The following is a 17,150-nucleotide window of genomic DNA, read 5'->3' as shown; positions in this document are numbered from 1 at the left end:
ACAAACTGCCATTGCCGGGGCGGCCCGGCGCGCTATGATCGAGGCCAGTGGGGCGATGCGCGCGGCGTGCCGCCTCTTGTTTCTGGAGATCCGAACCGCCGCTGCCGATGGCTCCACGCCCCCATCATCCCGATCCGGCTTTCGCCACCACACTGGCGCACGGCCTGTCGCTGCTGCAGTGCTTCGGCATCGGCGACAGCGTGCTCAGCAACAAGGAACTGGCCGAGCGCACCGGCCTGTCACCGGCGACCGTCAGCCGCCTGACCTACACGCTGGCGGCACGCGGCCTGCTGCGCTACGACGCGCAATTGCGCCGCTATCGGCTGGGATCGACCACGCTGGCGCTGGGCTACCCGCTGCTGGCCACGTTGCGCATCCGGCAATTGGCGCGGCCGCTGATGAAGGAACTGGCCGACGAGATCGACGGATCGGTATCGCTGGGCCTGCGCGACCGCACGCAGATGGTCTATGTGGAGACGAGCCGCGGCCACGACGCGATGGCGTTCCGGCCCGATATCGGCGCGACGCTGCCGATGCTGCCGACCGCGATCGGGCGCGCCTGGCTGTGCACGGCGTCGCCGCAGGAAAGCGCGCCGGTGCTGGCGGCATTGCGCAAGGCCGATCCGGCGGAATTCCGGCGGCAGGCGTCCGCCCTCGAGCGCGCCCGGGAAGAGATGGCCGAGTTCGGCTTCTGCACCTCGCGCGGCGAATGGCAGAGCGATATTCATGCGGTGGCGGCGCCGCTGGCCTCGCGTATCGATGGGGAAGTCATGGTGTTCAACTGTGGGGTGCTGGGCGTGCGGATGACCCCCGCGCAAGCTCGAGCGGCAGATGGGGCCTCGGCTGCTGAGGATGGTCGCGAAGGTCGAGGCCGCGCTGAGGAAGAGCCGATGACGCGGCCTGGCGCGCGCTCTGACTCGCGCCCTGGATTGCGCTCCGGCTCGCGCTCGGAGTCGCGCCAAGACTCGCGCTCCGACTCGCGCTCCGACTCGCGCTCCGACTCGCGCTCCGACTCGCGCTCCGACGCGCGGTCCGACGCGCGGTCCGACGCGCGCTCGGGGGAGCGTTCCGATGTGCGCGCCGGCTCGCGGCCCGGTTCGCGCGCCAGCGCGGCGCAGCCCTGCCGCGTTCGAGCGAGCCGGCCGACAAGGACCGGCAGTTCGCCGCCACGCTGGCGAACGGCATCGACATCCTGCTGGCCTTCGACAGCGGCGACGCGATGCTCGGCAATCGCGATTTCGCCGAGCGCACCGGGCTGTCGAAGACCACCGTGGCCCGGCTGACGCATACGCTGACGGCGTTGGGCTATCTGCGCCACGACACCGTGCTGCGCAAATACCGGCTCGGCGCGGCGGTGCTGTCGATGGGCTATCCGCTGCTGGCCAGCATGCATCTGCGCCAGCTGGCGCGGCCAATGATGAAGGCGCTGGCCGACCGGCTGTGCGGCGCCGTGTCGCTCGGCATCCGCGATCGCACGCAGATGATCTATGTCGAGACCGCACGCTCGACCGACAGCCTGATCGTGACGCCGGAGATCGGCGCCGCGCTGCCGATGCTGTCCACCGCCATCGGCCGCGCGTGGCTCAGCCACGCCCCGGCGCACGAACGCGATGCGGTCCTGAACCAGCTGCGGCTGCAGGACCCCGAGGCCTTCGCCCGCGCACAGCCGCGCCTGGCCGATGCCCGCCGCGACCTGGAGCGGCAGGGCTACTGCGCCAACCGCGCCGAATGGCGTCCGGAGGTCTACGGCTTCGCGGTGCCGATGTGCCAGCCGGTGGGCTCGCAGCTGTTCGTGCTGAACTGCGGCGTGCCGGCCGCGCAGGGCAGCTTCGCGGCGGTCGAGAAGCAGGCCGGGCCGCAGTTGCGGGCGCTGATGCTCGATATCGAGAGGATGCTGGGGCTGCGATAGAGCGCCGGGAACCCGGCTTCGGGCCCGGCATGCTGCGGCGCGCCAAGCGCCGGCTTGGAGAAGAGCAAGGCCGAAGTCCCGGGCGCCGTGCTTTTATTCCGCATCGCAGCAATGGCGCGTTCGTCACTGTTTCGCCTCCGTTATTGCGAAATCCGATTCAATCCTGCTCTTCGTTGACTTGACCTTGCGTAAACACGCCTCTACGATCCCCGTCCTACAGCCAATGTGTTCGTAGATAGAACGCTAGTTCGAAGTGCGGCACTAGCGCAGCAACACGCGAAGCCTTTCGGCACGTTTTTGGAGACAGATCTTGAGCAAGGTCGCCGGGTTCTTTACTGAACTGATGCGCCGGTATTTGCCGGACCCCTTCGTTTTTGCCATCGGACTGACGCTGCTGAGCATGGTGATGGCCATGCTGGTGCAGGGGCAGGCCGCGCCCGACGTGATCCTCGAGTGGGGCAAGGGCTTCTGGAACCTGCTGGCGTTCACCACGCAGATGGCCGTGATCCTTGCGATGGGCTACGTGCTGGCGACCGCGCCGCTGGTCGACCGTTTCCTCGATCGCATCGTCGAACGTGTGGCCACGCCGCGCGGCGCGGTGATCGTCGCCACGCTGGTCGGCGGCATCGGCAGCTATCTGAACTGGGGCTTCGGGCTGGTGATCGGTGGCATCGTCGCGCGCAAGCTCGCGCTGAAGGTCAAGGGCGTCCACTACCCGCTGATCATCGCCGCGGCCTACAGCGGCTTCACGCTGTACGGCCTCGGCCTGTCGGCCAGCATCCCGGTGCTGATCTCCACCCCGGGTCATCCGATGGAAAAGCTGATGGGCGTGATCGCGCTGAAGGACACCATCTTCTCGACGCCGATGCTGCTGACCAGCCTGGCGGTGATCATCACACTGCCGCTGCTCAACGCGATGCTGCACCCGCGCGATCCGAAGGACGTGACCGAAATCAATGCGCAAGCCGAAACGCGCGCGGAGCAGGGCAGCGCGGCGGGCGGCCACAGCGTGGGGCTGGAGAACACGCTGGCCGCGCGGATGAACAACAGCCGGCTGCTGAGCCTGTTGATCGGTGTCTGCGGGCTGGCCTACGTGGGGCTGTATTTCACGCAGGGCGGCACGCTCGACCTGAATCTGATCAATTTCCTGATCCTGTTCATCGGGGTGCTGCTGCTCGGCACGCCGGCCAACTACGTGGCCAGGCTGAACGAGGGTATCAAGACGATTTCGGGCATCATCCTGCAGTATCCGTTTTATGCCGGCATCATGGCGGTGATGGCCGGATCGGGCCTGGTCGACACCATCTCGCGCGTGTTCGTCGATATCGCGACGCCGCAGACGCTGCCGTTCTGGGGGCTGGTCAGCTCGTTCTTCATCAACTTCTTCGCGCCCTCCGGCGGCGGCCACTGGGTCATCCAGGGACCGTTCATGATCGATGCGGCCAAGGCGATCGGCAGCTCGATCGCGCAGACCTCGATGTCGGTGATGCTCGGCAATGCCTGGAACGACCTGGTGCAGCCGTTCTGGATCCTGCCGGCGCTGGCCCTGTCAAAGCTGAAGCTGAAGGACGTGATGGGCTACACCGTGATCATGATGTTCTGGGTCGGCCTGATCTACATCGTGGCCATGCTGGCGTGGGGCGCGCAGATCTGACGATCCGGGTCTGGCCATCGATCACCGCTCTTTCCCCAACGACAACACAGGAGACACCATGCCGTACATCATCGAGACCTTCGACAAGCCCGACCACCAGCACGTGCGCAAGGCGCAGCGGCCGGCGCATCTGGACTTCCTCGAAGCCAACAAGTCGCTGCTGCTGGCCTGCGGTGCCAAGCTGAACGACGATGGCAGCGATGCGGGCGGCGGTCTCTATATCGTCGATGTCGATACCCGCGAGGCCGCGCAGGCGCTGATCGAAGCGGATCCCTTCCATCGGGCGGGCCTGTTCGCCGAAGTGCGGATCACGCGCTGGCGCAAGGCCTATCTCGACGGCGTCTGCTGTCTCTGACATCCCGATCGATCGGACCGCGCCGGGCCGGCGCAGCGGCGCTGGCACCGCGGCGCGATGGGCTCGCCCGTGACGTCGATCGCCCCGGTATGACCTCGCTTACCCCCCCTTACCGTACCGCGACAACAAGGAGATCGCCATGCTGTTCATGGTTGAAATGACCGTCCGCATTCCCCATTCGGCCGACCCGCAGGCCATCGACAAGCTGAAGGCCGACGAGAAGGCGTTTTCGCAGCAGCTGCAGCGCGAAGGCAAGTGGCGCCACCTGTGGCGCGTGGTGGGCCAGTACGCCAACGTCAGCATCTTCGACGTCAAGGACAACGACGAACTGCATACGCTGCTGACCTCGCTGCCCCTGTATCCGTATATGGAGATGAAGGTCACGCCGCTGGCGCAGCACGGTTCCGCGATCGCGCAGAACTGATGTCTGTGTCGCTCCGCGCGGGCGCATGCCGCGCCCCGTGCCGGAGCATCGATCGTTTCCTGGTCCCGAGTACCGCCGACAATCGCGGAGTACCGCCGAGTACCGCCGAGTACCGTCGACAATCGCCGCAAACCGCAGAAACCGCTGAGAACCGCTTCCGCCATGCCCTTCGCCGACCTTTCCGACGTTCGCCTCCACTACCAGCTCGATGGCGACCCGAGCCTGCCGGTGCTCGTGCTGTCCAATTCGCTGGGCACCAACTTCGACATGTGGCAGCCGCAGATCGCGGCCTTCACGCAGCATTTCCGCGTGCTGCGCTACGACACGCGCGGCCACGGCCGCTCGTCCGTGCCCGCCGGTCCCTATACCGTCGCCCAGCTCGGTGGCGACGTGATCGCGCTGCTCGATGCGTTGCAGATCGAACGCGCGCATTTCTGTGGGCTGTCGATGGGCGGCATCACCGGCATGTGGCTGGGCCTGAACCACGCAGCGCGGCTGAACAAGCTGGTGCTGTGCAATACCGCGGCCTATATCGGCCCGCCGGAGAACTGGACCAACCGTGCCGCGGCGGTCGAGCGCGATGGGGTCGGATCGATCGCGGCCTCGGTCGTCGACAGATGGCTGACGCCGGACTTCGCCGCCGCGCATCCGGAGCTGGTGCAGCAGCTGCGCGCGATGCTGGGCGCGACCGATGCCGCCGGCTACGCCGCCAATTGCCGCGCGATTCGCGACAACGATCTGCGCGCCGACATCCACCGGATCGCGGTGCCGACGCTGGTGATCGCGGGCTCGGGCGATATCCCGACCCCGCCGTCCGATGGCCGTTATATGGCCGAGACGATTCCGGGCGCGTCCTATGTCGAACTGGAGGCGGCCCACCTGTCGAATCTGCAGCAGGTGGAGCGCTTCACGCAGGCGGTCGTCGATTTTCTGACTGGCGCCTGAAAGCCCAGGTGGTCGTGGTTCCTCTGACTTGCGCCGAAAGGCCAGGTCAAAGGACTGGGCAACGACGCCACGTCGTCCGACGCGCAGGCGGGACGACGCGTTCGTGCGGCCGTCCCCCCCTGCCTGCGCACGGGAGACGACCAACTCAATCGACCTTCGCGCCCGAACGCTTGACCACCGTCGACCATTTGCGGATCTCGCTGTCGACAAACCGCGCGGTCTGCTCCGGCGACATCGGCATCGGCTCCGAGCCGCGGTCGACGATGAACTTGTGCAGCTCCGGCGATTGCAGCGCCTTCACCGTTTCGGCATTGAGCTGCGACACGATGGCCGGCGGCGTGCCGGCCGGCGCCATCAGCACCGCCCATCCCAGTGCCTCGAAGTCGGGCACGCCTTGCTCCTGCACGGTCGGCACATTTGGCAGCTGCGGCACGCGCTTGCCCGCGGTCACGGCCAGCGGCACGGCCTTCTTCGACTGGATCAACGGCAAGGCCGCGGTGATCGAGTCGACCATCACCGGAATCTGATTGCCGAGGAAGTCCGCCTGCGCGGGGCCGCTTCCCTTGTACGGGATATGGACCATGAAGATGCCGGCGCGCGCCTTCAGCATCTCGGCGGACAGATGCTGCGTGCCGCCGATGCCGGCGCTCGCGTAGCTCAGCTTGCCCGGCGCCGCCTTGGCCTTGCTCACCAGATCGCGCAGCGACGTGATGCCGGACGCGGGCGTCGACAGGAAGACCAGCGGCACCGAGAACACGCCCGAAATCGCCTGGAAATCGCGGCGCGGATCGTAGCCGATCGATGCGTACAGCGTCTGGTTGATCGCCATCGCACTGCCGGCCATCACCAGCGTATAGCCATCCGGCGCGGCGCGAGCGGCCAGTTCCATGCCGATATTGCTGCCGGCGCCCGCACGGTTCTCGACCACCACCGATTGCCCCAGCTGCTTGCCGAGCCGCTCGCCGAGCGCGCGCGCAAAGATGTCGGTCGCCTGCCCGGGCGGGAAGGGCACGATCAGTTTGATGGGGCGTTCGGGATAGGCGGCGTGTGCCGCGGCGCTCGCCATCAAGGCAATCGCCGCCAGGCACGTGATGCGTGGCTTCAAGGTTGTCTCCTTCCAACAATGTCTGGGTGTGGTACGGGATGCCAGGTGCCGACGATAGCACCCCCCTACGTTGCCTCGGCCATGGAACCGCTCAACTCATCATCGGAAACGCGGTGCTAGCCCGTCCTGCGACCTTCGTTCAGCATGAATATCTTGCGAAACCCTGTTCGCAAGAATAAAATGCTTTCTCCCGGGGAGGCGACGATGTTCGAACGAATTTCACAAAAGCTGATCGGCTATCGGGTCAAGGCGGCACGCGAGGCCAAGGCATGGACGCAGGATCAGCTCACCCAGGCTCTCGGCCTGAACGACCGCCAGTCGGTGTCGGACATCGAAAACGGCAAGCGCGCCCTCAAGTCGGACGAGATGCTGGCCATATCCGAACTGCTGGACCGAGACGTCGATTTTTTCTCGACCCGTTCGCCGTCGCGGGCGAGGCGCAGTTTTCCTGGCGAGCGGCCCCGAGCGTGCCGGAAGAAGAGCTCGATGGGTTTGAATCGAGCGCCGGCAAGTGGATCGGTTTATTGCGCTGGCTGCGCGAGAGCCAGCGCGGCGGCACCAATCCACTGAAGCACAGCTTGCGCCTGAGTGCGCAGTCGTCGTTCGAGGATGCCATCGCGCGCGCCGAAGCGCTGGTTGCCGCGCTGGATCTGGGCACGGTTCCGGCCGAGCGGCTTGCCGAGCGTATCGAGCGGGATCTGGATATCCCGGTCCTGTTTGTCGACGCCGTTGAAACACCCAGGGGCGACTCCATTTCGGGCGCGACCTGTCATTTGCATGACCTCGGCGTGATCCTGATCAATCGCAACGAATCCGAGGCTCGCCGCTTCTTCGATCTCGCTCATGAACTGTTCCATGCATTGACATGGGACGCCATGAAACCCGACCACCGGGAGTCAAACTCATTCGAAGCCCGGGGCAGGGCAAAACGCATCGAGCAGCTTGCGGACAACTTCGCCGCGGCGCTGCTGATGCCGAGCCAGTCTCTGCAGCAATTGATCGACCCGCGTCGATGCTCGGATATCGATCATCTCGTCGATGTCGCCGCTGAGTTGCGCGTTTGTCCCATTGCGCTGGCTTGGCGTCTGTACAACATGAAGCGTATCGACGCTGCGACGCGCGAAGAACTGCGCAAAGAGCGTCAACGATCCAGTGCAGGTCGAAAGCCAAAGCGCTTCTCGGAGAGCTTCGTCAGCATGCTTCACACTGCCATCGACCGCGGCCAGCTCTCTGCCCGCAAGGCGGCCAAGGCGATGGGCATGAGCCTGCCGATGCTGAACGACCTGTTCGCCGAGCATTCGCTGCCGGCACCATTCGAGCTATGAGGGCCGACATCGCATGGCGAAGGTCAGGGTGTTCGTCGACACCAACATCATCCTGGAAGCGTTCCGTACCGGATGCTGGTTCGCCATCTGCGAGCGTTACGCGATTGAAACGGTAGAGAAGTGTATTGAAGAGGCGCTTACCGGAGATCTTTCGGATCCTCGTCGTATTCCGGTGGACCGCAGCGCCCTGACCGCCGGCTTGAGCGGAAGGCATGCCGTGGGCAGGCGCGACCTGGTCGACCTGGTACTCGCCTATCCCCACTGTCAGGCCCTGGACGACGGAGAACTGCATTTGCTCGCCTGGCTGCATGCAAACAAGCTGCTGCCGCAAGCCCTGATCCTGCTGTCCACGGCGGACAAGGCGGCGATCGTCGCGACGGGTGGTCTCGGCTGGATCGATTCGCTGACGTCGCTCGAACATCTTGCTCGAACGTCGGGCGCCACGCCGGGGCAAATCGGTTGCCTAGCTCGGCATTACAGGGAAGATTGGCTGGGAGAGATCAAGATGAAGATTCGGCTCGGAATCCTCCCGTAGCCGATTTCCTCCAGGCGGAGGGTGGTCCGCTAACCCATGGCCTTTTTCGGCCAGCACTCGATAGCCTCGCACGCGGCGCGGTAGGGAAAGCGGGGCCGAACTGGCCCCGCTCCCGTACTTACCGCCAATCTCAAGACTTCGTAATATCAAACACCAGATTCACCGGCGAGGGACCGAACGAACCGTTCGGCACCACGCCCGTTTGGCTGACCCCGCGCTGGGTCCAGTCGCAGACGCCGGTCGGGAAGATCGCGCGCAGGCGGTTCAGCTGGTCGGGCGTAAAGGGCACGCTGTAGTCGGCGGGATTGACCGGCTTCAAGGTGCATTTCATCACGTCGCCGGCGATCGGGCCGCCGGCTGCGATGCGGGGCGCGGTCCACGACGGGAACAGCGAATTGCAGGTCGTGTCCGGCGTGCTGCTCAGGGTCTGCGGCTCGGCGACGAAATCGGTCTGCGAACGCCAGCAGCCGTCCACCGCATCCCGCGGCTTGTGCGTGACCACCCGCTGCTTCTGCGGCGCCTGCGATTTGTCGTCCTTGTAGGCGGACACCCACCGGATGAACATGTCCCATGCGGTATCGGCGGGCACAGGATTGCCGCGCCACATCACGTGGTTGGCGGTATCGCCGTTGGCGGCGAGCATCCGTTCGCGCAGCGCGAAATGGAACCACTGGTAGTGATAGGCGGTGTCCTCGTTATAGACCCCGGTCACGTCCAGCACGGGGATCGTCGCCAGTCCGCCATTGCCGCCCAGTTGCAGCCCGGACTGCTGCGCGCGCAGGATCGCCCCGAGATCGCCGAGCGAGCGCGCCGGAACGTAGTTCGCGTCCTGGTCGTAGCCGCCCACCTTCTCGTTCAGGTCGAGGAACTGGTCGACGGTGATCCCTCCGCCGTTCAGCGCCGCCAGCCCGTATTGCACGCCGACATTGTCGAACGGACGCAGCGCGAAGCCGGTGCCCTTGTCGATGCCGTAGATATTCCTGGCGGCGTCGTACACGGTCGGCCGCGCACCGGTCCGGTTATTGACCGGGTGATAGCGCAGCTCCTGCGGCACGGCGGCGTTGAACACGCCCGACACATAGCCCGGATAATCCTGGCGTGCCGGCACCGGATCGGTACGTCCCGCCTGGTTGGCGGCGTCCTCGAAGGCCTTGCGGCTCTTGTAGCCGGTCACCGCGGCGATCTGCGCATCGGTCAGCGCGTTGGGATTCCCCATGATGTAGTGCGTGATCAGGTGCCCATCCGAGCCCGACAGTGCGATCGACAGCGGGTCGGGGGAAGGTGCAGGCGATCAGCACGCCGTCGAACAGGCCGGGGATGCGGTCGGCGGGCTGGGCGCTGCCGTAGGATCCGCCCGAGCAGCCGGCGCTGACGGTAAAGACCGGCACGCCGAACGTCTCGATCACCGCTTCCTTCGACATCATCGCGGCCTCGCTGGCCAGCACCGCGTTGCAGTTGTTCGACGCGTGCTGCAGCGTATTGGCGAACGTGGCGTAGCCCTCGCCAAGCCGCCTGACGTTGAGCAGCGTGAAGTCGAACCCGGCGACCGAGATGTTGCCCTGCGCCGCGCCCTGGATGTACCAGCCGCCGGGGCAGCCGAAGCCCTCGACCGCGATCAGCCGCTTGTTCCATGCCTTCGGCGGCTTCAGCGGCGTGGGGGCCGACTCCCTGGTGGGATCGTGCAGCACCGCGTTCTGATAGATGCCGCGATTGACCGTGCCGGTTTCCACGCGCACCACGAACGGAACGGTGCGGCCCTCGAGCGTCGTCGTGCTGGCGACATCGGCGGGCAGCGAGGTGGTGCTCGGCATCGGCACCAGCGCGCCGCCGGTGTTCTTCTGATAGACGTAGTGCACGCGCGTGGCCACGCTGCAATTGGCATCGAGCGGCGGACCGAGGCGCGAGCCGTCCGGCAGCACGAAGCTCTCCGTCTGGCAGATGAACGGCGTTTGCCACGGCCCCGAAATCACCGGGCCGGTGATCGGGTAGTTTGTCATTCTGAGCGTGGCAGTTTCGCGGCCGATCTTGGCCGTCAGCGTATTCTCGCCATCGCGCAGGCCGGTCACGACGGCCTGCAGATGGCGAAGATCGTCCAGCAGCGGGCGGAATTCCCGCGTCACGTCGTTGCCGTTGAGCTCGATCCGCAGCGGGCGGCGGTCCAGCTTGATCTGCCGCGGCACGGTGATGTCGATCAACGCGTTGCCGCCGGTCACGTGGTCGGGTGAGGATGAGAGCAGCTGGATGGTGGGCGCCGCTTCGGGGCCGTCGTCGTCGTCGTGGCCGCCGCCGCATGCTGTCAGGGCCGCAAGCATGGCGCATGCGAGCGCCATCCTGGGCCATCGCCGTAGGATGTTCATGTCGTCGACTCCTCTTCCGTAGTGAGTCGTGGTGGGTTGCAAGCCGCTCGGGACTTGCGCCGACATGCATGCGTACGACGAGCTTAGTGTTCGGTCCTGCCAAATACAATGTCGAGGAAAGCTGACCAGAAGCGGATATCGGGGACGGTACATGGCGCTCTCCCGGCGCGCCGAGTCGAGCCCTCAAACGCCTGGCAGCGCCCGCCCGCCGTACCCTTCACAAATCGTGAAGCCCCCATTCCGTCCGGCGCCTTAGCAGGGCCCGCAGGTATCGGTAGAGTCGCGTCAAACATCGACAAGACCGAACCGTGCCTTTCTTCCCCATGCCCTCATCCGAGGACGTCGCATGATCGACGTCCTGGTCATTGGCGGCGGCAACGCCGCCCTGTGCGCCGCGCTGATGGCGCGCGAAGCCGGTGCATCCGTGCTGCTGCTCGAGGCCGCGCCGCGCGAATGGCGTGGCGGCAATTCCCAGCACACCCGCAACCTGCGCTGCATGCACGACGCGCCGCAGGATGTGCTGGTCGACGCCTATCCCGAAGAGGAATACTGGCAGGACCTGCTGAAAGTGACCGGCGGCATCACCGACGAGCACCTGGCCCGCCTGGTCATCCGTGCCTCGTCGAACTGCCGCGACTGGATGCGCCGCCATGGCGTCCGCTTCCAGCCGCCGCTGTCCGGCGCGCTGCATGTCGCGCGCACCAACGCCTTCTTCATGGGCGGCGGCAAGGCGCTGGTCAATGCCTACTACCGCAGCGCCGAGAAGCTGGGCGTGCAGATCCGCTACGAGGCGCCGGTCGATGCGATCGAGCTTGACGGCGACCGCTTCGTGGCCGCGCGCGTCGGCAGCGAGCGCATCGAGGCGCGCGCCTGCGTGCTGGCGGCCGGCGGCTTCGAATCGAACCGCGAATGGCTGCGCGAGGCCTGGGGCCAGAACGAGCTCGGCGAATGGCCCGCCGACAATTTCCTGATCCGCGGCACGCGCTTCAATCAGGGCGTGCTGCTCAAGTACATGATCGACGCCGGCGCGGACGCCATCGGCGATCCGTCGCAATCGCACTGCGTGGCGATCGACGCGCGCGCGCCGCTGTACGACGGCGGTATCTGCACCCGCATCGACTGCGTCTCGCTGGGCGTGGTGCTCAACGGCAACGCCGAGCGCTTCTACGACGAGGGCGAGGACTTCTGGCCCAAGCGCTATGCGATCTGGGGCCGTCTGGTGGCGCAGCAGCCCGGCCAGATCGGCTACTCGATCATCGACGCGAAGGCGATCGGCCGCTTCATGCCGCCGGTCTTCCCCGGCGTCACGGCCCGCACGCTGCCCGAGCTGGCGCGCAAGCTGGGCCTCGACGAGGCGACCTTCATGCGCACCGTCGGCGACTACAACGCGGCCTGCCGCGTCGGCACCTTCGACCATACGGTGCTCGACGACTGCCATACGGAGGGCCTGACGCCCGCGAAGACACACTGGGCCCGCCCGATCGACACGCCGCCGTTCTACGGCTATGCGCTGCGCCCGGGCATCACGTTCACCTATCTCGGCCTGAAGGTCGACGACAAGGCCGCCGTGCATTTCGGCGGCAAGCCAAGCGCCAACCTGTTCGTGGCCGGCGAAATGATGGCGGGCAACGTGCTGGGCAAGGGCTATACGGCGGGCGTTGGCATGTCGATCGGCACCGCGTTCGGCCGCATCGCCGGCACGCAGGCGGCGCGGGCCGCCGCCGCACAACGGGGCGCCGCCGCGCGCGCCAGCACCGAATCTCTGGAACAGCAACATGCAACATCTTGAAGCCCTGACGCGCGAAGCGGCGGCGCTGGCGCAGTCGGCGCTGCCGCTGACCGGCGACGAAAGCGAAGTCGCGCGAACGCTGCAGATCTGCAATGCCTGCCGCTATTGCGAGGGCTTCTGCGCGGTATTTCCGGCGATGACGCGCCGGCTGGACTTCGGCAAGGCCGATATCCACTACCTGTCGAACCTGTGCCACAACTGCGGCGCCTGCTTTCATGCGTGCCAGTACGCGCCGCCGCACGAGTTCGCGGTCAATATTCCGCAGGCGATGGCCAAGGTCCGCGTGCAGACTTATGGCGATTACGCGTTTCCCGCCGCACTGGGCGGCCTGTACCGGCGCGCCGGGCTGGCGACAGCGCTGGCGCTGGCCGCCGGTCTCGCGCTGTTCCTGCTGATGGCGGTGGCGATGGGCGGCGGCCTGTGGCACGAGCCGATGGCCGGCAATTTCTACGCGATCTTCCCGCATAACCTGCTGGCGACGATGTTCGGCGTCGTCTTCCTGTTCGCGATCCTCGCGCTCGGCGTGGGCGTGACGCGCTTCTGGCGGCAGGTCTCCCCCGGGCACGCGGCCGGGCGAATCGCGCGCCGCGGCCGCGACCGGCGCCGCCAATGATGCGCTGCGCCTGCGCTATCTCGACGGCGGCCACGGCGAGGGCTGCAACAACGAGGACGACGCCTTCACGCTGGCCCGCCGGCGCTTCCACCATTTCACCTTCTACGGCTTCATGCTGTGCTTCGCCGCGACGACGGTGGCGACGTTCTACCACTATGCGCTGGGCCTGCACGCGCCGTATGCGTATACCAGCCTGCCGGTGGTGCTCGGCACGCTGGGCGGCATCGGCCTGCTGATCGGTCCGGCGGGACTGTTGTGGTTGAATCTGCGCCGCGATCCGCGCACCGGCGATCCGGACCAGCGTCCGATGGACCGCGGCTTCATCGCGCTGCTGTTCCTGACCAGCGCAAGCGGCCTGGCGCTGCTGGCCTGGCGCGATACCGGCGCGATGGCGGCGCTGCTGGCGGTGCATCTAGGCATCGTGATGGCGCTGTTCCTGACGCTGCCCTACGGCAAGTTTGCGCACGGCATCTATCGCAGCGCGGCGCTGCTGAAATGGCATATCGAAAAACGCCGGCCCAGCGACCTGGCGCTGGGGTCGGACTGAGTCCGGCGATCGAACGAACGAGCGAACGAACACAAGGAGAGAGAGACCATGACCAAACCTGGCGTGTTGAACATCCCCTCGATGCGGGACCGTTGCAGCGAAGCCGAATGGCAGGCGCGCGTCGATCTGGCGGCCTGCTACCGCCTGGTGGAGCTCTATGGCATGGCCGACATGATGGCCAACCATATCTCGGTGCGCGTGCCCGATGAGGAGGGCGCGTTCCTGATCAACGCCTACGGCATGATGTACGAGGAAATCACCGCATCGAGCCTGATCAAGGTCGATCACGACGGCAACATCCTCGCCAAGCCCGACTTCGGCGCGCTGAACTACGGCATCAACAAGGCGGGTTACGTCATCCACAGCGCCGTGCACGCGGCGCGTCCCGAAGTGGCCTGCGTCATTCACACCCACAGCTGGGCCTCGATGGCGGTGTCCGCGCTGGAATGCGGGCTGCTGCCGATCACGCAGACCGCGATGCGCTTCCTGAAGATCGGCTACCACGATTACCAGGGCGTGGTGCTCGATACCGCCGAGCAGGCCTCGCTGATCGAGGACCTGGGCAAGAGCGAGGCGCTGATCCTGCGCAATCACGGCGCGCTGACCGTCGGCAACACCGTCGGCGAGGCCTTCAACTGGATGCACCGGCTCGAACTGGCCTGCCGCGCGCAGATCGGCGCGCTGTCGTGCAACACCCCGCTGCGCGAAGTCGGTCAGGACGTGCTCGAGGCGACCTGGAACAACTACCAGCCCGGCACGCGGCGCCCCTATGGCGTGATGGAGTGGCCGGCGCTGCTGCGCAAGCTGGACCGGATCGATCCGAGCTACCGCGACTGAGCGGGCACGCCGCCGACCGCGGGCGGCCATACACAACAAGCAACGAGGAGACAACGATGTTTCGCTTCACCAAACCGATCGCCAAGCCGGGCACCAAACCAATAGCCACATCGATCGTCCACGCCATCGCGCCGGCGATGATCGCCGCCACCGCGGCCCTGGCCCCGCAGGTCCATGCGGCCGACTATCCGACCAAGCCGGTGCGCGTGGTGGTGGCCTTCACCCCGGGCGGCACCACCGACATCCTGGCGCGCAACGTCAGCCAGCAGTTGGCGCAGCGCTTCAAGCAGTCGTTCGTCGTCGACAACCGTCCCGGCGCCGGCGGCAATATCGGCACGGAGTTCGTCGTCCGCGCGCCGGCCGACGGCTATACGCTGCTGGTCAATTCGGTCGGGCCGATCTCGATCAACCAGACGCTGTACAAGCGGCTGAGCTACGATCCGCTGACGGATCTGGTGCCGGTCGTGCAGATCGCCGACGTGCCGAACGTGCTGGTGGTCCATCCCTCGCTGCCGGTCAAGAACCTGGACGAGTTCGTCGCCTACCTGAAGGCCAACCCCGGCAAGCTGAACTACAGCTCGACGGGCGTGGGCACCTCCTCGCACCTGTCCGGCTTCATGCTGACCGAGCGCATCGGCGCACCCGCCACGCATATCCCGTACAAGGGCGCAGACGCGCTGAACGACCTGCTGTCCGCTCGCGTGCAGTTCATGTTCGCCACCATTCCGTCGGTGATCTCCCACATCCAGAGCGGCAAGCTGCGCGCGCTGGCCGTGACCAGCGCGAAGCGCTCGCGCTCGCTGCCCGATCTGCCGACCGTTGCCGAGAAGGGCTTCCCCGGCTTCGAGGCCGGTTCGTGGTTCGGCTTCTTTGCGCCCAAGGGCACGCCCGAGGCCGTCGTGATGAAGATCAACCGCGCCGTCAACGAGGTGCTGCCGTCGCTGCAGGCGCAGATGATCCGCGAGGGCGCCGATCCGGTCGGCGGCACGCCGCAGCAGTTCGGCAAGTTCACCCGCGCCGAATACGAGAAGTGGAAGCTCGTCGTGCGCGCCTCGGGCGCTTCGGTAGACTGAAGCCCCGCATCCGATACGCCGACACCATGACCGCTTCTCCGCGTCCCGCGCCATTGCGCATCCTGCTGTCCGAGCCGGCCCTGCATGCCCATGGCGACGCCATCGCCGCGGTGCTGCAGGACCGTCCGTGGACCGCGGTGCTCGCACCCGCCATCGATGACCCGCGCGCCGTCGACGCCGATATCGCCTTCGTCTCGCGCGATGTCACCGGTCTGTCGACCAAGCATGAGGTATTGCCGTCGACGCAGCGCTTCTACACCGCGCTGCTCGAGGCGCCGTCGCTGCGCTGGACCCATGTGCATTCCGCCGGTGCCGACCGGCCGGTCTACATCCAGTTGCGCGAGCGCGGCGTCAAGGTGACCACCTCGTCTGGTGCCAATGCCAGCGTGGTGGCGCAAACCGCGCTGGCGGGGCTGCTGGCGCTGGCGCGCCAGTTTCCGCGGATGCTGGCGGCGCAGCGTGAACGGCAATGGGCGCCGCTGATCGCCACCGGCATGCCGCGCGACCTGCACGGGCAGACGGCGACCGTCGTGGGCTGGGGACCGATCGGCCAGCAGATCGGCGCTGTCCTGCAAGCGCTGGGCATGCGCGTGGTGGCGGTGCGGCAACGTCCCGACTCCGCCGGCCAAGACTATCAGACCGTGACATACCGGACGCTGCCCGAGGTGCTGCCGCGCACGGACTGGCTGGTGCTGGCCTGTCCACTGACCGACGAAACCCGTGGGCTGGTCGGCGCCGATGCGCTGGCGCGCTTGCCGGAAGGGGCGCACCTGATCAACGTCGCCCGCGGCGAAGTCGTCGACGAGCCGGCCCTGATCGCCGCGCTAAGCGAGGGCAGGCTGGCCGGCGCCTACCTGGATGTGTTTGCCCACGAGCCCTTGCCGGCGGAATCGCCGCTGTGGGACATGCCCAACGTTATCGTGACGCCGCACAGCGCCGGATTCTCCGATGGCAACGCGGCCCGGGTCGTCGACATCTTTCTCGACAGGCTGCGCGCGCTGGCGACACACGGCGATGCCGACGCGCGGGGTTGACATCGTCGGCCGACACTTCGCATCGGTCTGAAGGGCAGCGGATGTTTGCGGTACACTGTGCCGCTCGCGGAGGCCCCACGGGGGCATCAAGCCCTGCGCCGCCTGCAGCCCTTGTCCCGATCGTCGATGCGCCGGTTCTTCCTGATCCTTCTGGTATTGCTGTTGCCGCTCCAGTCCGCCTGGGCCGCGGCCACCGCGTATTGCCAGCACGAACAGCGGCCGGCGGCCAAATGGCATCTGGGCCATCATCAGCACGAGCATCGGAGCGACGGCAACGCCGAGGCCGGGACCTACGGCAAGGTCGTTGGCGGAGCCGATAACCGAGCTAATCTCGGTGCGGACAACGCGGCCGATCGCAACGCCGATCACAACGCCGATCACAACGCCACCACCAGGGCCGACGCCAATCACGGCACCGATGCCAAGGGCCTGTTCGATCCTGACTGCGGCACCTGCCATCTCGCTTCGCTGCCATTCGCCTGTCCCGAGCCGACCGTCCTGCCGGCCCTGCGCCTGCCGCGGACCGTGCTGGTGACGCACGATCTCCACTACACCTCCCTCCATCCCCGCGCCCCCCGATCGCCCGCAGTGGCGTCGTCTCGCTTGAGCGGCGAGACGAACGATTCGATTTCCTGCTGAATTCGCGTC

At 66.6% G+C, this 17,150-nt stretch carries 16 protein-coding genes and 2 pseudogenes; 15 read left to right on the top strand and 3 right to left on the bottom strand.

What is annotated here, in order from left to right:
• The first annotated feature begins 107 nt into the window (after positions 1–107).
• From OJJOAM_RS24200 to pcaD, 6 genes are all read left to right on the top strand, one after another.
• On the top strand, positions 108–1,283 hold the full coding sequence (locus OJJOAM_RS24200; RefSeq protein WP_422650140.1) for an IclR family transcriptional regulator: 1,176 nt from the start codon (positions 108–110) through the stop codon (positions 1,281–1,283).
• Positions 1,220–1,909: an IclR family transcriptional regulator gene (locus OJJOAM_RS24195; RefSeq protein WP_422650139.1), complete on the top strand. Its 690-nt coding sequence runs from the start codon at positions 1,220–1,222 to the stop codon at positions 1,907–1,909. Before OJJOAM_RS24200 ends, OJJOAM_RS24195 begins: the two co-directional genes overlap by 64 nt.
• 310 nt (positions 1,910–2,219) lie before the next feature.
• Positions 2,220–3,563, top strand: coding sequence for a short-chain fatty acid transporter (locus tag OJJOAM_RS24190; RefSeq protein ID WP_422650138.1), 1,344 nt, complete (start codon positions 2,220–2,222; stop codon positions 3,561–3,563).
• A gap of 58 nt (positions 3,564–3,621) precedes the next feature.
• Positions 3,622–3,918 (top strand): YciI family protein, encoded by a 297-nt coding sequence (locus OJJOAM_RS24185; RefSeq protein ID WP_422650137.1) that lies wholly within the window; start codon positions 3,622–3,624, stop codon positions 3,916–3,918.
• 139 nt (positions 3,919–4,057) lie between these two features.
• On the top strand, positions 4,058–4,342 hold the full coding sequence (gene catC, locus OJJOAM_RS24180) for a muconolactone Delta-isomerase (RefSeq protein ID WP_422650136.1): 285 nt from the start codon (positions 4,058–4,060) through the stop codon (positions 4,340–4,342).
• Between the two features lie 162 nt (positions 4,343–4,504).
• The gene (gene pcaD, locus OJJOAM_RS24175) at positions 4,505–5,287 is read left to right on the top strand and encodes a 3-oxoadipate enol-lactonase (RefSeq protein WP_422650135.1); all 783 of its coding nucleotides are present in this window, start codon (positions 4,505–4,507) and stop codon (positions 5,285–5,287) included.
• A gap of 145 nt (positions 5,288–5,432) precedes the next feature.
• Here the strand turns inward: pcaD and OJJOAM_RS24170 are convergent, their stop codons facing one another.
• Positions 5,433–6,353, bottom strand: a complete 921-nt coding sequence (locus OJJOAM_RS24170; protein ID WP_422651048.1) for a tripartite tricarboxylate transporter substrate binding protein — start codon at positions 6,351–6,353, stop codon at positions 5,433–5,435.
• Positions 6,354–6,596: 243 nt separating this feature from the next.
• On the opposite strand from OJJOAM_RS24170, the gene OJJOAM_RS24165 reads away from it, so the two are divergent.
• Genes OJJOAM_RS24165 through OJJOAM_RS24155 form a run of 3 tightly spaced genes read left to right on the top strand, consistent with a single transcriptional unit; the run spans position 6,597 to position 8,252 of the window.
• On the top strand, positions 6,597–6,962 hold the full coding sequence (locus OJJOAM_RS24165) for a helix-turn-helix domain-containing protein (protein WP_422650134.1): 366 nt from the start codon (positions 6,597–6,599) through the stop codon (positions 6,960–6,962).
• A complete protein-coding gene (locus OJJOAM_RS24160) occupies positions 6,860–7,717 on the top strand; it encodes an ImmA/IrrE family metallo-endopeptidase (RefSeq protein WP_422650133.1) in 858 nt (285 codons plus the stop codon). The genes OJJOAM_RS24165 and OJJOAM_RS24160 overlap by 103 nt, the downstream gene beginning before the upstream one ends.
• Positions 7,718–7,730: 13 nt before the next feature.
• Complete coding sequence (locus OJJOAM_RS24155; RefSeq protein WP_422650132.1) at positions 7,731–8,252, top strand: hypothetical protein; 522 nt, start codon at positions 7,731–7,733, stop codon at positions 8,250–8,252.
• A gap of 130 nt (positions 8,253–8,382) precedes the next feature.
• Here the strand turns inward: OJJOAM_RS24155 and OJJOAM_RS24150 are convergent, their stop codons facing one another.
• Both OJJOAM_RS24150 and OJJOAM_RS24145 read right to left on the bottom strand, forming a co-directional pair.
• Entirely contained in the window at positions 8,383–9,468 is a 1,086-nt protein-coding gene (locus OJJOAM_RS24150; protein ID WP_422650131.1) for a DUF6351 family protein, read from the bottom strand.
• Between the two features lie 121 nt (positions 9,469–9,589).
• Positions 9,590–10,564: pseudogene (locus OJJOAM_RS24145) on the bottom strand (DUF6351 family protein); the annotation flags it as partial.
• 391 nt (positions 10,565–10,955) lie between these two features.
• Here OJJOAM_RS24145 and tcuA point away from each other — a divergent pair.
• From tcuA to OJJOAM_RS24115, 6 genes and pseudogenes are all read left to right on the top strand, one after another.
• Positions 10,956–12,398 (top strand): FAD-dependent tricarballylate dehydrogenase TcuA, encoded by a 1,443-nt coding sequence (gene tcuA / locus OJJOAM_RS24140; protein WP_422650130.1) that lies wholly within the window; start codon positions 10,956–10,958, stop codon positions 12,396–12,398.
• A pseudogene (tcuB, locus tag OJJOAM_RS24135) lies at positions 12,385–13,558 on the top strand (tricarballylate utilization 4Fe-4S protein TcuB). Before tcuA ends, tcuB begins: the two are co-directional and overlap by 14 nt.
• Positions 13,559–13,606: 48 nt before the next feature.
• Entirely contained in the window at positions 13,607–14,395 is a 789-nt protein-coding gene (locus OJJOAM_RS24130; protein WP_422650129.1) for a class II aldolase/adducin family protein, read from the top strand.
• Between the two features lie 137 nt (positions 14,396–14,532).
• Entirely contained in the window at positions 14,533–15,468 is a 936-nt protein-coding gene (locus tag OJJOAM_RS24125; RefSeq protein ID WP_422651047.1) for a Bug family tripartite tricarboxylate transporter substrate binding protein, read from the top strand.
• Positions 15,469–15,494: 26 nt separating this feature from the next.
• Positions 15,495–16,502 (top strand): D-2-hydroxyacid dehydrogenase, encoded by a 1,008-nt coding sequence (locus tag OJJOAM_RS24120; RefSeq protein ID WP_422650128.1) that lies wholly within the window; start codon positions 15,495–15,497, stop codon positions 16,500–16,502.
• A gap of 126 nt (positions 16,503–16,628) precedes the next feature.
• Complete coding sequence (locus OJJOAM_RS24115; RefSeq protein ID WP_422650127.1) at positions 16,629–17,141, top strand: hypothetical protein; 513 nt, start codon at positions 16,629–16,631, stop codon at positions 17,139–17,141.
• Positions 17,142–17,150: the final 9 nt, after the last annotated feature.

This window comes from Cupriavidus sp. H18C1 (assembly GCF_049311595.1).
Lineage (GTDB): Bacteria > Pseudomonadota > Gammaproteobacteria > Burkholderiales > Burkholderiaceae > Cupriavidus > Cupriavidus cauae.
Note: the sequence above shows the minus strand (reverse complement) of the source record. Positions and strands in the feature narration are given on the sequence as shown.

What these genes read in the sequence shown, in the direction of transcription:
- OJJOAM_RS24150 (WP_422650131.1), bottom strand. Translation starts at nt 9,468, where the DNA reads ATGGGGAATCCCAACGCGCTGACCGATGCGCAGATCGCCGCGGTGACC.
- OJJOAM_RS24170 (WP_422651048.1), bottom strand. Translation starts at nt 6,353, where the DNA reads ATGGCGAGCGCCGCGGCACACGCCGCCTATCCCGAACGCCCCATCAAA.
- catC (WP_422650136.1), top strand. Translation starts at nt 4,058, where the DNA reads ATGCTGTTCATGGTTGAAATGACCGTCCGCATTCCCCATTCGGCCGAC.
- OJJOAM_RS24200 (WP_422650140.1), top strand. Translation starts at nt 108, where the DNA reads ATGGCTCCACGCCCCCATCATCCCGATCCGGCTTTCGCCACCACACTG.
- OJJOAM_RS24130 (WP_422650129.1), top strand. Translation starts at nt 13,607, where the DNA reads ATGACCAAACCTGGCGTGTTGAACATCCCCTCGATGCGGGACCGTTGC.
- OJJOAM_RS24165 (WP_422650134.1), top strand. Translation starts at nt 6,597, where the DNA reads ATGTTCGAACGAATTTCACAAAAGCTGATCGGCTATCGGGTCAAGGCG.
- tcuA (WP_422650130.1), top strand. Translation starts at nt 10,956, where the DNA reads ATGATCGACGTCCTGGTCATTGGCGGCGGCAACGCCGCCCTGTGCGCC.
- OJJOAM_RS24120 (WP_422650128.1), top strand. Translation starts at nt 15,495, where the DNA reads ATGACCGCTTCTCCGCGTCCCGCGCCATTGCGCATCCTGCTGTCCGAG.
- OJJOAM_RS24125 (WP_422651047.1), top strand. Translation starts at nt 14,533, where the DNA reads ATGATCGCCGCCACCGCGGCCCTGGCCCCGCAGGTCCATGCGGCCGAC.
- OJJOAM_RS24195 (WP_422650139.1), top strand. Translation starts at nt 1,220, where the DNA reads ATGCTCGGCAATCGCGATTTCGCCGAGCGCACCGGGCTGTCGAAGACC.
- pcaD (WP_422650135.1), top strand. Translation starts at nt 4,505, where the DNA reads ATGCCCTTCGCCGACCTTTCCGACGTTCGCCTCCACTACCAGCTCGAT.
- OJJOAM_RS24185 (WP_422650137.1), top strand. Translation starts at nt 3,622, where the DNA reads ATGCCGTACATCATCGAGACCTTCGACAAGCCCGACCACCAGCACGTG.
- OJJOAM_RS24115 (WP_422650127.1), top strand. Translation starts at nt 16,629, where the DNA reads ATGCGCCGGTTCTTCCTGATCCTTCTGGTATTGCTGTTGCCGCTCCAG.
- OJJOAM_RS24155 (WP_422650132.1), top strand. Translation starts at nt 7,731, where the DNA reads ATGGCGAAGGTCAGGGTGTTCGTCGACACCAACATCATCCTGGAAGCG.